Source organism: Actinomyces sp. ICM47 (assembly GCF_000278725.1).
Lineage (GTDB): Bacteria > Actinomycetota > Actinomycetes > Actinomycetales > Actinomycetaceae > Pauljensenia.
In genome coordinates, this window is the sequence record NZ_ALCA01000083.1 from 1 (window position 1) to 17,215 (window position 17,215).

14 protein-coding genes are annotated in these 17,215 nt (G+C 64.7%); 1 reads left to right on the plus strand and 13 read right to left on the minus strand.

Translation table 11 applies throughout. The features are described 5' to 3' along the window. Nucleotides 1-2,349 (minus strand): choice-of-anchor M domain-containing protein (locus tag HMPREF1136_RS05190; protein WP_009648282.1); only part of this gene is annotated, 2,349 nt, incomplete at its 3' end. 147 nt (nt 2,350-2,496) lie between these two features. On the opposite strand from HMPREF1136_RS05190, the gene HMPREF1136_RS05195 reads away from it, so the two are divergent. Beyond that, entirely contained in the window at nt 2,497-3,312 is an 816-nt protein-coding gene (locus tag HMPREF1136_RS05195; protein ID WP_009648289.1) for an exodeoxyribonuclease III, read from the plus strand. A gap of 80 nt (nt 3,313-3,392) precedes the next feature. Here the strand turns inward: HMPREF1136_RS05195 and HMPREF1136_RS05200 are convergent, their stop codons facing one another. The 12 genes from HMPREF1136_RS05200 to HMPREF1136_RS05255 form a co-directional block, all read right to left on the minus strand. Next, nucleotides 3,393-4,196, minus strand: a complete 804-nt coding sequence (locus tag HMPREF1136_RS05200) for a serine hydrolase domain-containing protein (RefSeq protein WP_009648284.1) — start codon at nt 4,194-4,196, stop codon at nt 3,393-3,395. Next, a complete protein-coding gene (locus HMPREF1136_RS05205; protein WP_009648291.1) occupies nt 4,193-4,987 on the minus strand; it encodes a TetR/AcrR family transcriptional regulator in 795 nt (264 codons plus the stop codon). Before HMPREF1136_RS05205 ends, HMPREF1136_RS05200 begins: the two co-directional genes overlap by 4 nt. 75 nt (nt 4,988-5,062) lie before the next feature. Then, a complete protein-coding gene (clpB, locus tag HMPREF1136_RS05210) occupies nt 5,063-7,675 on the minus strand; it encodes an ATP-dependent chaperone ClpB (protein ID WP_009648285.1) in 2,613 nt (870 codons plus the stop codon). 136 nt (nt 7,676-7,811) lie between these two features. Beyond that, complete coding sequence (locus HMPREF1136_RS05215) at nt 7,812-8,474, minus strand: YbjN domain-containing protein (protein WP_009648281.1); 663 nt, start codon at nt 8,472-8,474, stop codon at nt 7,812-7,814. 344 nt (nt 8,475-8,818) lie between these two features. Continuing rightward, nucleotides 8,819-10,285, minus strand: a complete 1,467-nt coding sequence (locus tag HMPREF1136_RS05220; protein ID WP_009648280.1) for a DUF418 domain-containing protein — start codon at nt 10,283-10,285, stop codon at nt 8,819-8,821. Nucleotides 10,286-10,378: 93 nt separating this feature from the next. Further along, nucleotides 10,379-11,074 (minus strand): hypothetical protein, encoded by a 696-nt coding sequence (locus HMPREF1136_RS05225; RefSeq protein ID WP_198002815.1) that lies wholly within the window; start codon nt 11,072-11,074, stop codon nt 10,379-10,381. 188 nt (nt 11,075-11,262) lie between these two features. Next, the gene (locus tag HMPREF1136_RS05230; protein WP_009648286.1) at nt 11,263-11,892 is read right to left on the minus strand and encodes a hypothetical protein; all 630 of its coding nucleotides are present in this window, start codon (nt 11,890-11,892) and stop codon (nt 11,263-11,265) included. 149 nt (nt 11,893-12,041) lie between these two features. Continuing rightward, nucleotides 12,042-12,782 carry a type 1 glutamine amidotransferase gene (locus HMPREF1136_RS05235; protein WP_009648292.1) on the minus strand — a complete coding sequence of 247 codons (741 nt, stop codon included), beginning with the start codon at nt 12,780-12,782 and terminating at the stop codon, nt 12,042-12,044. Further along, the gene (locus tag HMPREF1136_RS05240; RefSeq protein WP_198002816.1) at nt 12,779-14,089 is read right to left on the minus strand and encodes a Mur ligase family protein; all 1,311 of its coding nucleotides are present in this window, start codon (nt 14,087-14,089) and stop codon (nt 12,779-12,781) included. The genes HMPREF1136_RS05235 and HMPREF1136_RS05240 overlap by 4 nt, the downstream gene beginning before the upstream one ends. Before the next feature lie 895 nt (nt 14,090-14,984). Then, the gene (locus HMPREF1136_RS05245; protein WP_009648283.1) at nt 14,985-15,533 is read right to left on the minus strand and encodes a heat shock protein transcriptional repressor HspR; all 549 of its coding nucleotides are present in this window, start codon (nt 15,531-15,533) and stop codon (nt 14,985-14,987) included. A gap of 3 nt (nt 15,534-15,536) precedes the next feature. Beyond that, nucleotides 15,537-16,586 (minus strand): DnaJ C-terminal domain-containing protein, encoded by a 1,050-nt coding sequence (locus HMPREF1136_RS05250; RefSeq protein ID WP_009648288.1) that lies wholly within the window; start codon nt 16,584-16,586, stop codon nt 15,537-15,539. Nucleotides 16,587-16,628: 42 nt separating this feature from the next. Further along, the coding region (locus HMPREF1136_RS05255) for a nucleotide exchange factor GrpE (RefSeq protein WP_009648287.1) at nt 16,629-17,215 on the minus strand (587 nt) is incomplete at its 5' end.

The window sequence follows — 17,215 nt, forward strand, 5'->3', positions numbered from 1 at the left end:
AACGCTCGGCTCGGGAGCAGGCGCAGGCTCGGGATCCACACTCGGTTCCGGCGAAGGCGCGGGTTCCGGGCTGGGCGCTGGTTCAGGGCTGGGCGCAGGATCCGGCGAGGGCGTGGGCACCGGCTCTCCGCCCGGGGTGGGACCGGGCTGCTCGTGGTGGCCTCCGCGCACGATCACGGTGAACGCCTGCGGTTCGGCCAGGACACGCTCGCCACTGCGTGCACCGACCTCGATGCGGTAGGTGCCGGGAGCGCTGAAGACCCAGTTGCCGTGCATGTGGGTGGACTCGGTCGTGTGGACGACGCCGTCGCCCGTGGTCGAGTCAAAGTGGATCTTCGCACCGCTTCCGAAGGTTCCACCCTGGAAGAAGGCGACGCGCGCGCCCGCGGGGGCCTCGGCCAAGTGCAGTGTCAGGTCGGCACCGTCAGGTAGGGCCGCGTAGTCGACCCCTTCGGTGGACAGCCCGGGCCAGACGATGTCGCTGTTTTGCGTCTCGGGCAGCACGTAGGTGGCGGTGCCGACGGGTCCGAGTACGTCATAGCTTGGGTCAGACAGGGAGGCCGGGCGCACGAAGCGCGCGTTGGGGGCGACCGTGAGAGTCGTGGAGCCGACGGTGCGCATCACGGAGGTGCGCGCGTTGGTGAGCGAGTCGTCCTTGACGGCCAGCCCGTAGGTGATGCCGTTTTCTCCGTTCGCCTGGATCAGGCGCACGTCGAGGTGTCCGCGCGCGATCTCAACGGGGTCGCTCAGGAGGGACGAGGCCGGGGTCGGGTTCTCGTGGCCACCGCCGTTATCCGGCGTGGGCGTCGGCGCGGGTTCGGGGGTCGGTTCCGGCGCGGGCGCGGGTTCCGGTTCTTCGGGGGCGGCGACGCCGTCACGCATTGTCAGCATGGCGGTGAGTCCCACGTGGTCGCCAACGGTGACGTCGGAGGCATCAGCGACGGTCATGACCGCGTCGGAGAGGGGGTGGGGGCGCAGGATGACGCGCATGTACATGGGGTCGGACTGGCACACGCCGAGGTCCTGGGTCTTCGTGTCCATGCCTCCCGCACCCAGGGTGCCTTCCATGGAGCACCAGGGGCTGAAATCCCACTTGGATTCGAGGAACTCGATCTTGTAGGTGGCGCGCAGGGTTGGGTCGTTCGCACGCACCGTGGCCGTGTACTGGTCGGTCGTGCCGGGCTTGAGGTCGTAGGAGACGTCGACGCGGCGCGAGGAGAGCGGGAGGTGGTCGGGGTTCCACACGGGCGCGGGGTCCGGGTTGGAGTCGACGAGGATCGTGTCGGTGGTGCCGACGGTGACTGGTTCGGTGTCCTTCTGGGAGTACTGCACGACCTGCGAGATCCAGCGCGACGATCCGGAATCGCCGGGAATGTAGATCGCCTGGACGGCGGCAGCGTCCTCTCCGAGCAGCTCGGAGACGGTTGCTCGACCGCCCTCGACGGCGACCTCGGTGAGGAAGTAGCCGTTGACGGTGATCCACGCACGCCCGGTGTCGGTGGAAACGCCCGTGTCGATCGTGACGTCGGTGAGGAAGTTGTCGCCGGGGTGGGCGCGCTCGGCGTGGTGGGACAGGGTCAGCGTGGGCTGGGCCTCGTTGCCGTCACCGCGCTCGGCGCGCGCGGCGTTGTAGGCGGCCTCGATGTCCTTGATGGTGCCATCGGCGGGGTTCTCACCGCCGACCTGCCAGACCAGCGGCGTAATCGGCGAGGAGTAGATGGCAGTCCCGTCGGCGCTGCGCGCGGTCATCTTGTAGTTTGCGACGTATCGACCGGGCTGCGTGAAGGTCGTATACATGTGCGAGTGACGCGGGTTGTAGACGCTGCGGTAGGCCGTGTCGTGGCTGGAGAGGAAACGGTTGACGCTGTCGCCGTTGTCGATGAACATCTCCATGCGCCCGGGGCCGTCAACGCTGATGAGGTCGAGCGTGTAGGTCTCTCCCTCGAACTTGTCGGCGTCGCCGACCTCGCCGGCACCCAGGCCCGCCCAGATGGGGGTATTGCCCGGTCCGGGGTTCTGGGGGGCCGCGTTCAGGACGGCCCCCTCGGAACCGAGGAACGCCAGATCGGGGCGCTTGGCGGGTATGACCAGCTGCGACTTCGCCTCGTCCTTCTCACTGGTTCCGGTCCACGCCTTGGGGATCCACAGGGCGGTCTTCTCCATCGGTAGGTTGATGGTATTCAGGGAGAAGCTGTTCGTGTCGTCGTGCCAGATGGGGATGGGCGCATCGACGTGCTGCCTGGTGACGATCCAATCCTTGTCCTGGTCGGGTCCGGCCCACGCGGTGGCCGGGGTGAGCGCCAGGAAGAGGGCCAGCGCCGCTGTGCTCACGCGTCGCAGGTATGACATAAGAGTGCCTTTTCTAGCTATGCTATAGATGAGAATCATTATCATTCTATTGCGCCTGTCCGACAACTGCGCAACTCCGCACGTTTCACACCTGTTTCACGCGTGTTTTACGCGCCCACTCCCCCACTCACGGCTAGGCTCGACCCCATGAGATTTGCGACCTGGAACGTCAACTCCATCCGCACGCGCGTCGACCGAGTCATCGCCTTCCTGCAGCGCTCCGACACGGACGTACTCGCCATGCAGGAAATCAAGTGCCGCCCCGACCAGTTCCCCATCGAACCCTTCGAGAAGGCCGGCTACCACGTCGCCATCCACGGCCTCAACCAGTGGAACGGCGTCGCCGTCGCCTCACGCCTGCCCATCCTCGATATTCAGGACCACTTCCCCACCCAGCCCGCTTTCGGCGAACCGCCCGTCGTCGAAGCCCGCGCGCTTGGCGTCACCATCGACACGACCGACGCCCTTCCCTCGGGGGACGGGCAGGCCTCGTCAATGACGATCTGGAGCCTGTACGTGCCCAACGGCCGCGAACTCACGCACGCGCACTACGCATACAAGCTCCAGTGGCTCGCCAACCTCGCCGAGCAAGGCCGCGACTGGCTGTCCGACCCCGAGGCACACATCGCCCTCGTGGGCGACTGGAACGTCGCACCCCTCGACGAAGACGTGTGGGACATGAGCGTCTTCGAGGGTGCCACACACGTCTCCGCACCCGAACGCGAGGCCTTCGCCGCCTTCGCCGCCGACGGCTGGGTCGAAGTCACGCGAGATCGCGTCACCAACTACACCTACTGGGACTACCAGAAGCTGCGCTTCCCCAAAAACCAGGGCATGCGCATCGACTTCGCCTACTGCTCGCCCGCACTCGCGGCCCGCGTGAGCGGCGCGCAGATCGACCGCGACGAGCGCAAAGGAAAGGGCGCGTCCGACCACGTGCCCGTCATCGTCGACGTCGACTAACAGATCAGGGACGAAGCCGGGGCGACGCCTCCGGTACGGATCGAGGCCTGGGCACGCACCCAGCCCTCGATCCGTACCAATTAGGCACGCTCGCGCGCAAGGGACAACAACGACGCGTTGAGGACCGACCAGTTATCGTGATGCCACTGCCCGAAGGGCTCAGCACCCACGAAAGCGGCGCTGGCCCCGAGGTCACGGTCCGCCCACACGAAAGAACCAGACTGCCCGAAGTGCCCAATCGTGCGCGCCGACGCGTCGGGCGCAGTCCAGTGCGGAGCCTTCTCGCCACGAATTTCCAGGCCGAGGCCCCACGGGCAGGGCGTGAAACGCCCATAGCCGGGCACGACGCCGGCGAGCGCCGGAAACTGTGAGAGTCCCGCGAGGGCGGCCAGCGGCGCGCTCACCAGAGTCGGACGGGCGAGCTCAGCACCGAAAAGGCTCACGTCGGCGGCGCTCGCAACACCCGCATGAGCGGGACTACCCGGGATGTCCACGGAACCCATTCCAAGCGGGTCAAACACCGTCTGGCGCACCCACTGAGCGACCCCCATTCCACTCGCCTCAGCCACGACCTCGCCGAGGATATCGAAGCCCTCGTTGGAGTAGATGCGGCGCTTGCCGGGAGCGGCGACAGGACGCCTCCCCTCGAAGGGTAGGCCCGAGGCATGGGCGAGCAGGTGACGAACCGTGGCCCCCTCAGGACCCGCAGGATTATCGAGGGAGATCAGGCCTCGTTCGACCGCGACCAGCACCGACCACGCGACAATCGGCTTGGTGACAGACGCGAGCGGGAACGCGCGATCAACATCGCCGTGCGAGTAGACGACGTCGCCCCCGACGCGAAGGACGAGGGCGACATCGAAAGAAGGTAGCGGGCCGATCATGCGGTAGTGGCTTCCGGAGCCGCGGCTACAGCGGCGGCTTCTGCTGCCGCCGTGGTCTTCTCGCTGATCTTGCGCAGCGTGCGGGCGTAGACTTCCGCGACTTCCTCGGGCACGGAGGCACCGAGCTGGAGGACGTAGTGCGCCGGCAGGTGCAGGAGCTGCACACACACGGCCAGGAAGTCCGCGACGAACTCGCGAGCGTCGATGGGTTCGTCGTTGTAACGAGCCGACACGACGGAGCCATACCAGTAGCGGATCAGGATCTTTGCCAGGGTGCGAGGAGTCGTACCAATGTCGGCGCCCTCGTCCTCGACGAAAGCGGTGATCATCGAGGTGAGAGCTTCCTCCATCTGCTGCGTACGGTACTTGTAGTGTGCGTGCGCAGGATGAGTCTCCGACGAAGACTCCGCCCACAGGACGCAGTCCAGGGCGATGGCCGCATCCGCGCCGGGCTTCATGGCGAAACGCATCTCCCCGACGGCCCAGTCAACGAACGAACCGGCGGTGATGCCGCCCTCGTCGAATCCACCTTCCGCTTCCTCGTTAATGGAGACGTCGAAGAGTGCGTTCATCTCCTCGTGACGCTGGATCGCACTGCGCAGGATCGCTTCCTTGGAGGGGAAGTGATAGACGACGGCGGGGTGGGAAATACCGACTCGACGACCGAGGTCGCGCAGAGAGAAGCCGTTGTAGCCTCGCTCCGCGATCAGAACCATCGCTGCCGAGAGGATGGATTCACGCGTCGCCTGTCCAACGGAATAGGCTCCACGGGCCTTCCTCTGCGTTGTCATATCATCTCCTGCTGTTGCGGACATCACATACTGCGAGTCCGAAATACACACTGGTATTCAGTGTAGCGCGCAATCTCAGGGTTTATCAACATTCATGACAAGCCCGTCAAAGGTTGCGTTAATGTCAACTGTCACGTTCTGCCCATCCTGCACATCCCCTGCAAGCAGGAGAACAGCCAGTCGATCGCCGATTTCGCGCTGAATTAAGCGGCGTAGCGGGCGCGCCCCAAAGGCAGGATCATACCCCACGCGCGTGAGCCAACCGCGCGCCGCTTCACTAACTGTCAAGTTGATACGCCTATCACGCAGGCGGGACTGAAGTGCAGCAACCAGCAGGTCAACAATCTCACCCAGGTTTTCGCGGGTCAGAGCGTCAAACATGACAGTTTCGTCCAACCTATTGAGGAACTCTGGCCGGAAACTCGACCGGACGACAGACATGACTGCATCCCGTTTTTCCTCGGTCGTCAAGTCTTGGTTCACCAGGAACTGTGATCCCAAGTTAGACGTGAGAATTAAAATGGTATTGCGGAAGTCAACAGTCCGACCCTGGCCATCAGTGAGACGCCCGTCATCCAAAACCTGCAAAAGGATGTCGAAAATCTCAGGGTCAGCTTTCTCAACTTCATCGAGCAAGACCACAGAATATGGCCGACGACGCACCGCTTCAGTCAACTGACCACCCTGCTCGTAGCCGACGTACCCCGGAGGGGCACCGACCAGGCGGGCAACCGAATGCTTCTCGGAGTACTCCGACATGTCGATGCGCACGATTGCACGCTCATCGTCGAAGAGGAACTCCGCGAGCGACTTAGCCAGTTCGGTCTTACCCACACCCGTGGGTCCCAGGAACAGGAAGGAACCAGTCGGACGATTCGGATCCGACAGCCCCGCACGCGAGCGCCGAACAGCGTCGGACACCGCACGCACGGCATCCTTCTGCCCGATGAGCCGCTTACCCAACTCGGTTTCCATGTGCAGGAGTTTGTCCGTCTCAGTTTGAAGGAGCTTGCCCGTGGGAATTCCGGTCCACGCCTCGATCACCTCTGCGATCTCTGCGGGACCGACCTTCTCCGCAATCATCGGCTCTTCATCGCCCTGAGCTTCCTGATCCTCAGCCTGAGCCTCGGCCTCGGCAATCTGACGCTCAACGGAGGGAATCTCGCCGTTCTGCAGACGACCCGCTTCCTCCCAGCGCCCCTCGCGAACCGCCAGTTCAAGCTGGGTACGCAGCGTATCCAACTGGACGCGCAGGTCACCAACACGGTTGTGCCCAGCCTTCTCAGCCTCCCAGCGCGCTGTGAGGGCGCGCAGGTTCTCCTCACGGTCCGCCAAGTCAGCACGCAGCTTGCTGAGGCGATCCTGGGTGGCCTCGTCGAGGCCCTCCGGGTCGGACTCGGTCAGATAGGACTCCTCCATGCGGAGGCGATCCACGCTGCGGCGCAGCTCATCGATCTCAACCGGCGAGGAGTCCAGCTCCATGCGCAGGCGAGATGCGGCCTCGTCAATCAAGTCGATCGCCTTATCAGGAAGCTGACGTCCCGTGATGTAGCGGTTCGACAGGGTCGCCGCGGCGACGAGCGCACCGTCGGAGATGGTCACCTTGTGGTGAGCCTCGTACTTCGGGGCGATGCCGCGCAGAATGGCGACAGTATCCTCAACCGAGGGTTCACCGACGAACACCTGCTGGAAGCGGCGCTCAAGCGCCGGGTCCTTTTCGATGTTCTCGCGGTACTCGTCGAGGGTCGTCGCACCGACCATGCGCAGCTCGCCGCGGGCGAGCATGGGCTTGAGCATATTGCCCGCGTCCATCGCGCCCTCGGAACCGCCGCCCGCGCCCACGACTGTGTGCAGCTCGTCAATGAAGGTAATGATCTGCCCGTCCGAGCGGGAGATCTCGGCCAGGACCGCCTTGAGGCGCTCCTCGAACTCGCCGCGATACTTCGCACCGGCGACCATCGACGACACGTCGAGGGACACCAGGCGCTTGTCACGCAGGGACTCCGGGACATCGCCCGCGACGATGCGCTGGGCGAGACCTTCGACGACGGCGGTCTTACCGACGCCGGGTTCACCGATCAGGACGGGGTTGTTCTTCGTACGCCGGGACAGGACCTGGACGACGCGACGAATCTCGTTGTCGCGCCCAATGACAGGATCAAGCTTGCCTTCGCGCGCCACCTCGGTCAGGTCGCGACCGTACTTGGACAGAGCCTCGAACGACCCCTCGGGGTCGGGCGAGGTGATCGGGTCAGGACGCAGCTGGGCGAGCGCCTGCGCCAGGGCCTCAGCCGTCGCACCACCGGCGGTGAGAATACGCCCCGCCTCGGTATCGGACGCTGCCAGAGCGATGAGCAGGTGCTCGGTCGAAATGTACTGGTCTCCCGCGCTCTCGGCGCGCTCCCCCGCATCCTGAACGGCGGCGAGCAGCGCGCGCGAGGCCTGAGCGGAACCCGCGGATGCCCCCTGAGTACTGGGTAGCGCCACCAGTGCGTTACGGGTGCGTGCGCCGATTGCGCGCGCGTCCGCCCCCACTGCCCCGAGCAGGGACAGGGCAATACCGTCACGCTGCTCAATAAGGGACTGCAGCAGGTGAATGGGTTCGACCTGCGGGTTTCCGGCCGCCGACGCGGCCTGGAGCGCGGAGGCGATGGCCTCCTGCGCCTTCGTTGTCATCTCACGTGCCATGAGATCGTTCCTCCAAATGGTTCATTCGTCTCGCATCGACGGTTGTCGACGCATCTGGTAGACATAACGAACCCGAAGTTGAGTCTATTCCACTCAACTTCAAAATGGGAACACAAGGCACAGGCGAGGCCGGAGTTCAGTTCTCCGGAAGCCAGGTAGGACCGTCGAATCCGCGCTGATGACCACCCGAGGAACCAGGTCCCTCAGCATCCTCAATACTGTAACGATCCGCGAGCGCACGGAAGAGCTGCAGCGTCGTCGCCAGCGCGCACATGACCTGCTGGATCAGCTGCGCATCCGTTGCGCCGTACTCGTAGTCGCCATTCACCTCGGCGACGACACGATCCCCCTCAAGCTGCTCCGCGACGTAAGCCTTGGGCCACAGGAACTCCCCATGCCACGCCTGCAGGAAATCACGCAGATCCTCCCCATATTCAAGGGGAACCAACTGCTTCATAAACGCAACAATCGAAAGCACCTCGCGCGAGTCGCCGAGGAAGCGGAAGCAGAACAGGTGTCCCTCCCACAGGCCGCACAGGTCTCCATCGTTGTCGATACGCCAGGCCCATCCCTCAGAATCAAAGAGGAGCCCCAGGCGCTCCTGCGTAATAGGACGGACCATATCGAAACGATTGGCCTCAAACTCCGAGTTACCCGTGGCGATTCCTTCCGCCGACGTTGCTTTACTACCCTCCCATTGTCCCATATCAGAGCGGTTATCGTCCGCCGATTCGGCGCGGCGAGGCGTTTCCTCGCCGTCGGTTCCGCCGTCGGCATCCGCCCGCCATAGCCAGCCCATGATGACTCCCCTACTCGTATCCGTCGTTCGTGACGCGCCACTGCGTCCGTACCCCGGGGGTGTGAGCGCGTCGGCCACCCCTCTGTGCGTTTGACATGTGCACAACCATCGGCCGCCTCCTCCGCTCACTACATCGTGCCATCAGCGTGTGTATCACTACACCCTCACAGTAGCGCAGAATCGGCGAAATACCAATGGCCACAAGGCCTAGAGGCCGCCGCAACCACGTCACGAATGAACGCCGCACAGCCATCACCGCAGCTCATCCGAGAGGTGCTGACAACCCAGAACTCATTTGTCTATTCAGTCACATTTGCTTCCTTCTCTTGCACGATGCAGAGTTTTCAGCTATTTGCATCATTCTGCATGCCGTCCAAGGAGTCCGGCAGCACTCCCTCAGCGTCCCGAGAGACCGACATCATTGCCTTGGGAGCGCCCTTCACCCCGTGGTTCTGCACTGCCCCCGGCGTCGGCGCACCGTAAATCGACATCGGCAGCTTGGGCAGCGGCAGGGTCCACGCGGTGCGCGCAACCAACCAGCGCAGGAGACGCTCAGCGGGACCACGCGTACGTCCCATCGCGTCGGAGATAACGCACCCGACTCCAATGAGCGCCCACACGGCGAGTGCAATAAGGGCGGAGACCGCCACGCCCACGGAGCGTACTCCCACAGCCCCGAGCACCAGGAACAGCACGGCAAAGACGAGCGTCTGAGCCAGGTACGCAGTCATCGACCGGCGGCCAATCGCGCTCAAGAACGAGCGGAAAGCACCCAACTCCTCGAACGACGCCGCGCCCTGAGCGAACTCCGCCGAGGCCTCGCGAGGACCCCCACCCAGGAGAGCAAGGAGCGCCAACCAGCCACACGCCCCAGCGACACCCGACGCGTGAAAAAGAGGGAACGTCCAACCCGAGCCACCCACGTGTGCCCAGTCCAACTGGCCGAGCGCGTAGGGCAGCGCACCCAGCGCCCCCGCCAGGAGACCACCACCAGCAATCGCGACGAGCGCACCGCGATGGCCGCTCGGATCCTGCAGCGCCCCCCAACGCTCGACCCCAACCCCGAGCATCACGCAAGGCGCGACCAGGGTGGTTAGCACCGTGAAAGGCGTGGCCACAAGCCACCCGGCCAGATTCCACAGAGGCGTCGTCGCCTCCAGCGTCGCCTGCGCGTGATACTCCAGCGTCATCGGATGGGCGCCCATCTCCGCCGCGCCCGACGACAGAAGAAGGAGACTCAGCGACGCACCCGTCACCCCGATGACCGCGCGCAGCCACACGCGCCTCATCACAATAACCTCCACGAAAATCACCGCCACCAGGCCATAGGCCCCAATAATGTCTCCCTGGAAAATGACACTATGCACAGCGCCAAACGCCAGCATCCACCATCCACGGCGCCGGATCAAACGCGACGCCGCGCGACGAGCGCGACGCTCCACGTCCTCGCCAAAAAACTGCCACTGCAGGGGAATCCACCCGGCGCTGAGTTCGGCGGGCAGAGCCTCACGAGCGACGCGACGCTCACGCTCGATCGTGCGCTTGGCCATGATCGCCATACCAAAACCAAAGAGAATCGAAAACAATGGATAGGCGCGGCGGTCGACGAACAGCGCTCGCAGCAGGAACCACCACTGATCCACCCCACTCATTGCATCAAGCGCCGCCTGCCCCGGCGCGGGATAGTCCGGGAAGAAGCGAACCCAGAATGGCACGTTCGCCAGAGCAATCAGGGCCAGCATAAAGCCGCGGGCGACGTCAGGGGCGGGGAAACGCACCCGGCGCTCGCCAGTGAAAGACAGAGTGGACACGAGAGTTCCTTTCGTGAGAGACGCGTAGCCAGACAGACAGAGAGGGGCGAGGCCGGAGACGCCTCCGGGACTCGCCCCTCTCAGGGTGGCGGGTCAGCGCATGGCCGCCATCATGGCTTCCTGCGCAAGACGGCGACGCTTGCCGTTCACCTTCACGAGGAGCACGACGCCAACAATCATGACGATGAGACCGCCGACGCCGACGACGGTTCCCCAGATGAGGGGCACGACGATCGCCTTGTTCGCCAGCTGCTCCGCGGAACCGTTAAAACCGGCGACTTCCGCGCCGGGGGTCAGGCCCTGGCACTGAATCTTGTAGGCGCCCGCCGGCAGATCCGACGCCGAGAACAGGGTGTTGCTCCCCTCGTAGGGATTGAGCGTATAACTCTTGTTATTGAAGTCGACGAGCGCGCACGAGGAGGCGCTCCCGTCACCGATCATCACCGAATAACTGCCCTTATCCGTCACAGTGACGCTCGCGCCGTTCCCCAGCGCTCTACCGTTCGACAAGTCCTCCACGCTCGACGTCAGGCCAACAGCCATCGTCGCGAAGAACGCGATGGGCGCGATCAAGACCATCATCACAATGCCGAGAACGAGGGCAACGATGCCCGACGCGCGACTGGGCATCGGAGGCATGACCACCGGAGTAGGGGCGACATATCCGCCGCCTGCATAGCCCTGCGGACCTCCACCCGGGTAGCCTTGCGTGACTCCACCCGTGTTTTCACCATACTGAGGCCAGGGCGTGTTCTGGCCGCCCGAAGAACCGTAGGGGGGATATGACATGTGCGTGCCTTCCTGGTGGGAATTTTGCTTAAGCATAACAACGCTGCACGCGCGCTGAATAGCGTTTCACCGCGAATGGGACGGCGCACGCGATCCTACAGCGCACCGCCCCGACCGTATACCGAGAGAAGGCGCAGAAAAGGGGCGAGGCCGGAACTACTCCAGCCTCGCCCCTGACAGGATTCGCGTCAGCGCACAGCCGCCATCATGGCTTCCTGCATGATGCGGCGACGCTTGCCGTTCACCTTCACGAGGAGCACAACGCCGATGATCGTGACGACAAGACCGGCAACACCAACGACTGTTCCCCACACGAACGGCATGACGAAGGCCTGCTTCATGACCTCCGGCGAGGCATTAAAGGCAACAACTGTCGCGCTGCTGGCGATGCCTTCACACTGCAGCTTGTACTGGCCTGCAGGAATACCTGAGGCAGTGTAGACGCCCTCGTTATCCTTATAGGGGGTGAGTTGGTACAGCGTGCCACCCGCATCCATGAGGAAGCATGCGGGGTCAGCGCCGTCGGTGGTAACCGTGAATTTGCCATCCGCAGTCACGGTCACAATGCTGCCGTTGGCCGTCGTACCGCCCTTGACGGCATTGCCCTCGGTCTTGGTGACACCCGCGATCATTATTCCGAAGAAAACAATCGGGGCGACCACAACCATTAACAGGATGCCAATGACAAGCGTCGTAATGCTGGGTGCGCGACCGGGCAGCTTCGGCATTGCCACCGGGGCAGGCGCACCATATGCACCTCCCGGGTATGCCTGCGGCGCGTTCTGCGGGTTCGGATTTCCAACGGAGGGGTTCGACATGGTATCGCCTTTCTGATGGGGTTTGTCGCCAAGCATACAAGACTCTGCACTCACTTTGTCGACAAAAGGCGCGTCGCCGACCCCGGGTGGGATCGGCGACGGATGGACGAGGCCGTGGCTACGTCCGGAATCGCGGGCGTCGGCGCGCGTCAGGGCAGCTGGACGCCGCTCAGGCGCTCCGCGCGCAGCTGCGCAACGCCGGGCACCTCGAGGGGCGGCAGCGACATGCCGGTCGCGCGCTGGAGTAGCAGGTCCGCCAACTCGGGGTTACGAGCCAGGGCCGGGCCGTGCATGTAGGTGGCGATGATGGATCCCTGGACGGCACCGTCGTAGGCGACCTCGGCGGGTTCCTGGCCCTGCGGGGTGCCGTTGCCGACGCCGGAGATGACCCGGCCGAGAGGGGCCGCGTCTTCGCCCAGGATGGTTCCACCGCCGTGGTTTTCAAAACCGCTGAGCGGCTGAGTCAGTCCCTCGACGAGGGGCACTGTCACCAGCTCGCCGATAGCGCGATGCCCCTGCGGCAGCGTCGTGATGTCCAGAACACCCATGCCGGGCACGCGCGCACCGCGCGCATCCTCATACCAGTGACCGAGAACCTGCAGGGAGGCACAGATCGCCAGAAGCGGGCGGCCGGCGTCAAGGGCGCGCGCCAGACCTGAGGTGCCACGGAACTTGTCGGCCGCGAGCGCCTGGGCGGTGTCTTCTCCCCCGCCCAGGGTGTAGATGTCGAGGCTATCGGGGATTTCCTCGGTCAGACCCACGTGGACGACCTCGGCGTCAATGCCGCGCCTGCGGGCGCGTTCGGCCAGGATCAGGGCGTTGCCCGTGTCCCCGTAGGTGCCCAAAACCTCGGGCATGAGAACACCGATTCGCAGTGTGGAAGCGCTCACCGCTTGCCTTCCTTTCGGTCGAGCAGGACCTTGAAGTCGCGCATTGCCGTGTAGTTGAGGAGGACCTCGACACGCCCCGGCTCGCACGCGGCCAGGGCATCCATGGGCAGGGGTGCAAGGTCACAGTGGATGCCAGCGTATTCGAGGCGTACGGCCAGGTCGGCACCTCGCTCGCCGCATGCGATGACGCGCCTGCCGGGCTGGTTGACGCGAGAGAAGTCGACATCCCACAGCCACGAGAGGTCTTGCCCGTCGGGAACCTGCCCGTTGACGCCGATGACGACCTGGTCGACGCGCGGGTCAACCATCGTCATGGCTTCCTGCCAGCCGGCGGGGTTCTTCGCGAGCATCATGCGGGCGCGGCGCCCGTTGACGTCGTGGACGGAGTAGCGCCCCGCGACCTCGGTGACGGAGCTGACGGCTGTCGCCGCGGCCTCGGGCGTAATGCCCATGGCGACGGCGGCGGCAACGGCCTGCGCGGCGTTGCCGAGGTTGGCGCGGCCGGGCAGCTTGAGTTCGAGTCGCACGGCGACGTCGCCTGGGCCGTGCAGGAGGGCACGCGGACCCTCGGGGGCCAGGTCGACGTCTGTCAGCCACCAGTGGGGCTGTGGGCGACTCTGCAGTGCGGGGAGTTCCTCGCCCTCGAAGGCAGGGATCAGGTGCCAGTCATCGCCACTGCGCACGACGCGGCCGCCACGCGGGTAGGCCGCAGAGTCTCCGCCCCATCCGGCACCGGCGGCAACCCACACGACGTTCGGGTTGTCGGCGGCGGCGGAGACGATCAGCGGATCGTCACAGTTGGCAACAACGACGGCATTCGGGTGAGCGGACGCACCCTCACGCAGGCGCTTTTCGACCGAACCGATCTCGCCGACGCGGTCGAGCTGGTCGCGCGAGAGGTTGAGGTACACGAAGACGTCGGGGTGAACGTCCGCGGCGACCGCAGGCACATGCATCTCGTCGACCTCGAGGGCAGCGCGAGTCGCGTTCTTTCCCTGCATGAGGGCGGTGATGACGCCGGAGGTCATGTTGTCACCGTTGATATTGGAGGCGACGGGCCCGGCGCTCTCCAGGGCGGCGCGTACCATGCGCGTCGTCGTGGATTTGCCGTTCGTGCCGGTAACGATGACCGAGGAGAAGGGGGCGGCCAGTTCGGCCAGGAACTGCGGGGAGATGCGCAGGGCGACCTCTCCGCCAATCATGCCTCCGGATCCTCGGCCGAGGGCCCGGGAGGTGAAGCGGGCGGCAGCGCCGGCCACGTTGGCCACGCGCGAGCGCACCGACAGGTGATGCGGTGAATTTGTCATGGCCCAAGGTTAGCGCCTGCGGGGCCATGCTCGCGTCGGCGGAGCACTCCGCGATCTTCTCACGGACGAGGCCGGGGCCGGGTTGGGCTATGCACCGTCCCACGCGACACGCCGAGAACACATCACCAGCACCAAAAGTGCTGAATACCATACCAACGTTACCCACAACATGTCGGTGTGATCGCATCAATACGACTCAACGGTCAATACGGAGAGTCCACCCCGCCGCTTCTGCGACATTCTCGCTTCACAATCTGCGTATTTTCAATGAAAAGCTCGATTCAAATACAAAGCCGCAGGTCAGCGCCCATTTCACAAAAATGTTGCCGATGAGACGCACGCTCATTTCGGACGGCCTGCACGTTCGTGCGAAGTGCGCACATCACCGCTGATCGAGTACCCAAACCAGCCGTGACCTGGTAAAACTATTCTCAGCAGGCGAGAGCCTGTCGCCTGTTCCAGGCTTCGGTCAGGGATCCTGTGTGCCCCCGGATCCTTGATCGAATTAGGCTGCGGGACTCATCCGTTGGATGGGTCCCGCAGCTCCTTTTTGTCTCCCGGCGACGCGCTGACCCATCCTGGACGCTATCGGGCCGCCATAACAACCGGGCCACGCACCCCAACCGACGCAGTTCGAGCGGAGGGACCCGCAGCATACACGCGGGCCGCTCGTGCGAGTCCGAGTCCGCATCCCGCACGTGGGCCTCCTATTCCGCACGTGGGCATGGCCGCCCACACTCGGAATAGCGGGTTAGCGTGCGGAATAGCGGGTTAGCGTGCGGGGAGAAGCCGGAGGCACCCAGAACACGGGCAAAACTCTCCAATACGCTGTGCCGCCCCGACGCAGCAGCATCGAGGCGGCACAGGTACGTCGATCAGCAGACGCGCGACCGTATCAGCGGGAAATAATCGTTCCCTCGATGACAGATCGCACGCCCGAAGACGGTCCCGGCAGCGCGTGGCGTGTCGGAGTCCCGGAGGAAGCCAGGGACGCGAGCGCGCGCATCGGATCCCACACGGTGAGCGATCCGCCGGAAGCGGCCGCGGGCTTCGAGGAGCGATCCCATGGACGCTGGCCTCGTCGCATCGGCATGACTTGGCCATCTGCGGAAGCCGCGAACACGCGGTTGCGGCGCGCCTCGGAGGCAGCGACGGCGTCGCGCAGGGCGTCACGTTCGGCTTCGAGAGCTTCGACGCGTCGCTCGAGTTCAAGGATCCGACGGATGCCAGCGAGGTTGATGCCCTCTTCCTGACTCATGCGCTGCACGTCACGCAGGCGTTGCACGTCGCGTTTCGTGTAGCGCCGTCCTCGTCCCTTCGTGCGGGCGGGGATGACCAGGCCCAGACGGTCGTATTGCCGCAGGGTTTGGGGGTGCATCCCCGCCAGCTCGGCCGCAACCGAGATGACGAAGGTGATCGGCTCGTCCGGGCCGGTCGTCGCCATGAGTTACTCCTCAGCCGCCTTCGCCAGCGATGCTCGCACGTCGAGGTCACCCTCGGCCTTCGCCATGTCTTTCACGAGCTTCTTGAGTTCGCGGCTGGGCTTCGCGGGAACCTGGATGGACAGACGAGCGATAAGGTCACCCGTCGCCTTCGAGGTCTTCACTCCCTCGCCGCGCACGCGGATTTCCGCGCCCGAGGAGGAACCTGCAGGCACCTTGACCGTGGCCGTGTTGCCGTCGATCATGGGCACGTCGATGGTGGCACCGAGGATGGCCTCGGAGACTGTCACCGGCAGTGTCATGACCAGGTCGTTACCCTCGCGCGAGTACACGGGGTGGGGTTTGACCGTCACGGCAACCTCGAGGTCGCCGACGGGACCGCCGTGCATACCCGGCTTGCCATGCCCCTTGACGCGGACCTTCTGACCGTCCTTGATGCCCGCAGGGATGCGGACCTTGATCGGGGAGCCGCCGACCTTGATGGTCAAGGTCGCACCGTTGAGGGCCTGCCGGAAGGAGATGGACAGCTTCGCACGCACCGTCCCGCCCTTTTCGGGCGTGGGTGCCGCCTGCTGAGCATGGCCGCCGGCACCGAAGGGCGAGCCGTAGGGGTCGCCACCAAATCGCGCGCCCGCGCCGCCGCCCCCTCCGAAGAGGCCGGAGAGGATGTCCTCGAAACCAGCGCCGCCGCCGGGCATGCCGGAGGTCTGGAAGCGCACGTTATGGCCGCCGCCGCCAAAACCGCCGCCGTTGAAGCCACCGAAGAGGTCCTCGAAACCTCCCGTGCCGCCCGATCCGGCGGAGAAGCGTGCTCCGCCGCCGGCCATCGCGCGAATCGCGTCGTAGCGCTTGCGATCCTCATCGTTGGACAGGACCGCGTATGCCTCACCAATTTCCTTGAACTTGGCTTCGGCTGTCTTGTCGCCCGGGTTCTGATCCGGGTGCCACTTGCGCGCCAGCTTGCGGTAGGCCTTCGTAATGGCCTTCTTGTCCGCTGTCTTATCAACTCCCAGGACCTTGTAGAAATCCTTCGAGAACCAATCCTGTTCACTCACGCGCGTTTCACCTCACTTTCAGTCACGAGCGTGTTGTTGCTGTTATTCAGGGTTATTCACCAGCACCTTCGCGGCGCGCACGACGCGTTCGCCGCGGCGGTAGCCGCTGGTGAGGACCTGCCCGATGACGGGGTGATCAACGTCAGCGCTGGTGGTGGCCATGAGGGCGTCGTGCAGGTTCGGGTCGAAGTCCTCACCTGCGGCACCGTAGCGTTCCAGTTCGAAGCGTGTCTTGAGGGTGTCCTCGAGCTTCGTGGCGATGGACGCAAAGGGACCGTCCTCCAGGTCACCGTGTGCGCGGGCGGCGGCGATGTCGTCGAGGACGCTGATAAGCGCGTCGATGACCTCATCCTGGCCCGCGGTCTTATGGCCGGGAATGGCTTCCTTGGAGCGACGTACGTAGTTGGCGTACTCCTGGCCCTGGTTGTACAGCTCGGCGTTGACGCGGGCCAGCTGGTCCTCGACGCTCGCGATGCGTTCGAGAGCCTTGGCGAGGTCGGAGTCCCCGACCTGTTCCTCGAAGGCGCTCATGTCGTCGGCAGGGGCCTCGGACGAGGCCTGGGCGGCGTCATCCGAACCGGGCGCGGTCTCGCTGTTCTCGGGTGTGTGGGCCGTCTGGTCGGCCGGGG

Excerpts from the sequence above, each read along its gene's own strand:
- HMPREF1136_RS05195 (WP_009648289.1), top strand. The coding sequence starts at position 2,497 with ATGAGATTTGCGACCTGGAACGTCAACTCCATCCGCACGCGCGTCGAC.
- HMPREF1136_RS05200 (WP_009648284.1), bottom strand. The coding sequence starts at position 4,196 with ATGATCGGCCCGCTACCTTCTTTCGATGTCGCCCTCGTCCTTCGCGTC.
- HMPREF1136_RS05205 (WP_009648291.1), bottom strand. The coding sequence starts at position 4,987 with ATGACAACGCAGAGGAAGGCCCGTGGAGCCTATTCCGTTGGACAGGCG.
- clpB (WP_009648285.1), bottom strand. The coding sequence starts at position 7,675 with ATGGCACGTGAGATGACAACGAAGGCGCAGGAGGCCATCGCCTCCGCG.
- HMPREF1136_RS05215 (WP_009648281.1), bottom strand. The coding sequence starts at position 8,474 with ATGGGCTGGCTATGGCGGGCGGATGCCGACGGCGGAACCGACGGCGAG.
- HMPREF1136_RS05225 (WP_198002815.1), bottom strand. The coding sequence starts at position 11,074 with ATGTCATATCCCCCCTACGGTTCTTCGGGCGGCCAGAACACGCCCTGG.
- HMPREF1136_RS05230 (WP_009648286.1), bottom strand. The coding sequence starts at position 11,892 with ATGTCGAACCCCTCCGTTGGAAATCCGAACCCGCAGAACGCGCCGCAG.
- HMPREF1136_RS05240 (WP_198002816.1), bottom strand. The coding sequence starts at position 14,089 with ATGACAAATTCACCGCATCACCTGTCGGTGCGCTCGCGCGTGGCCAAC.
- HMPREF1136_RS05245 (WP_009648283.1), bottom strand. The coding sequence starts at position 15,533 with ATGGCGACGACCGGCCCGGACGAGCCGATCACCTTCGTCATCTCGGTT.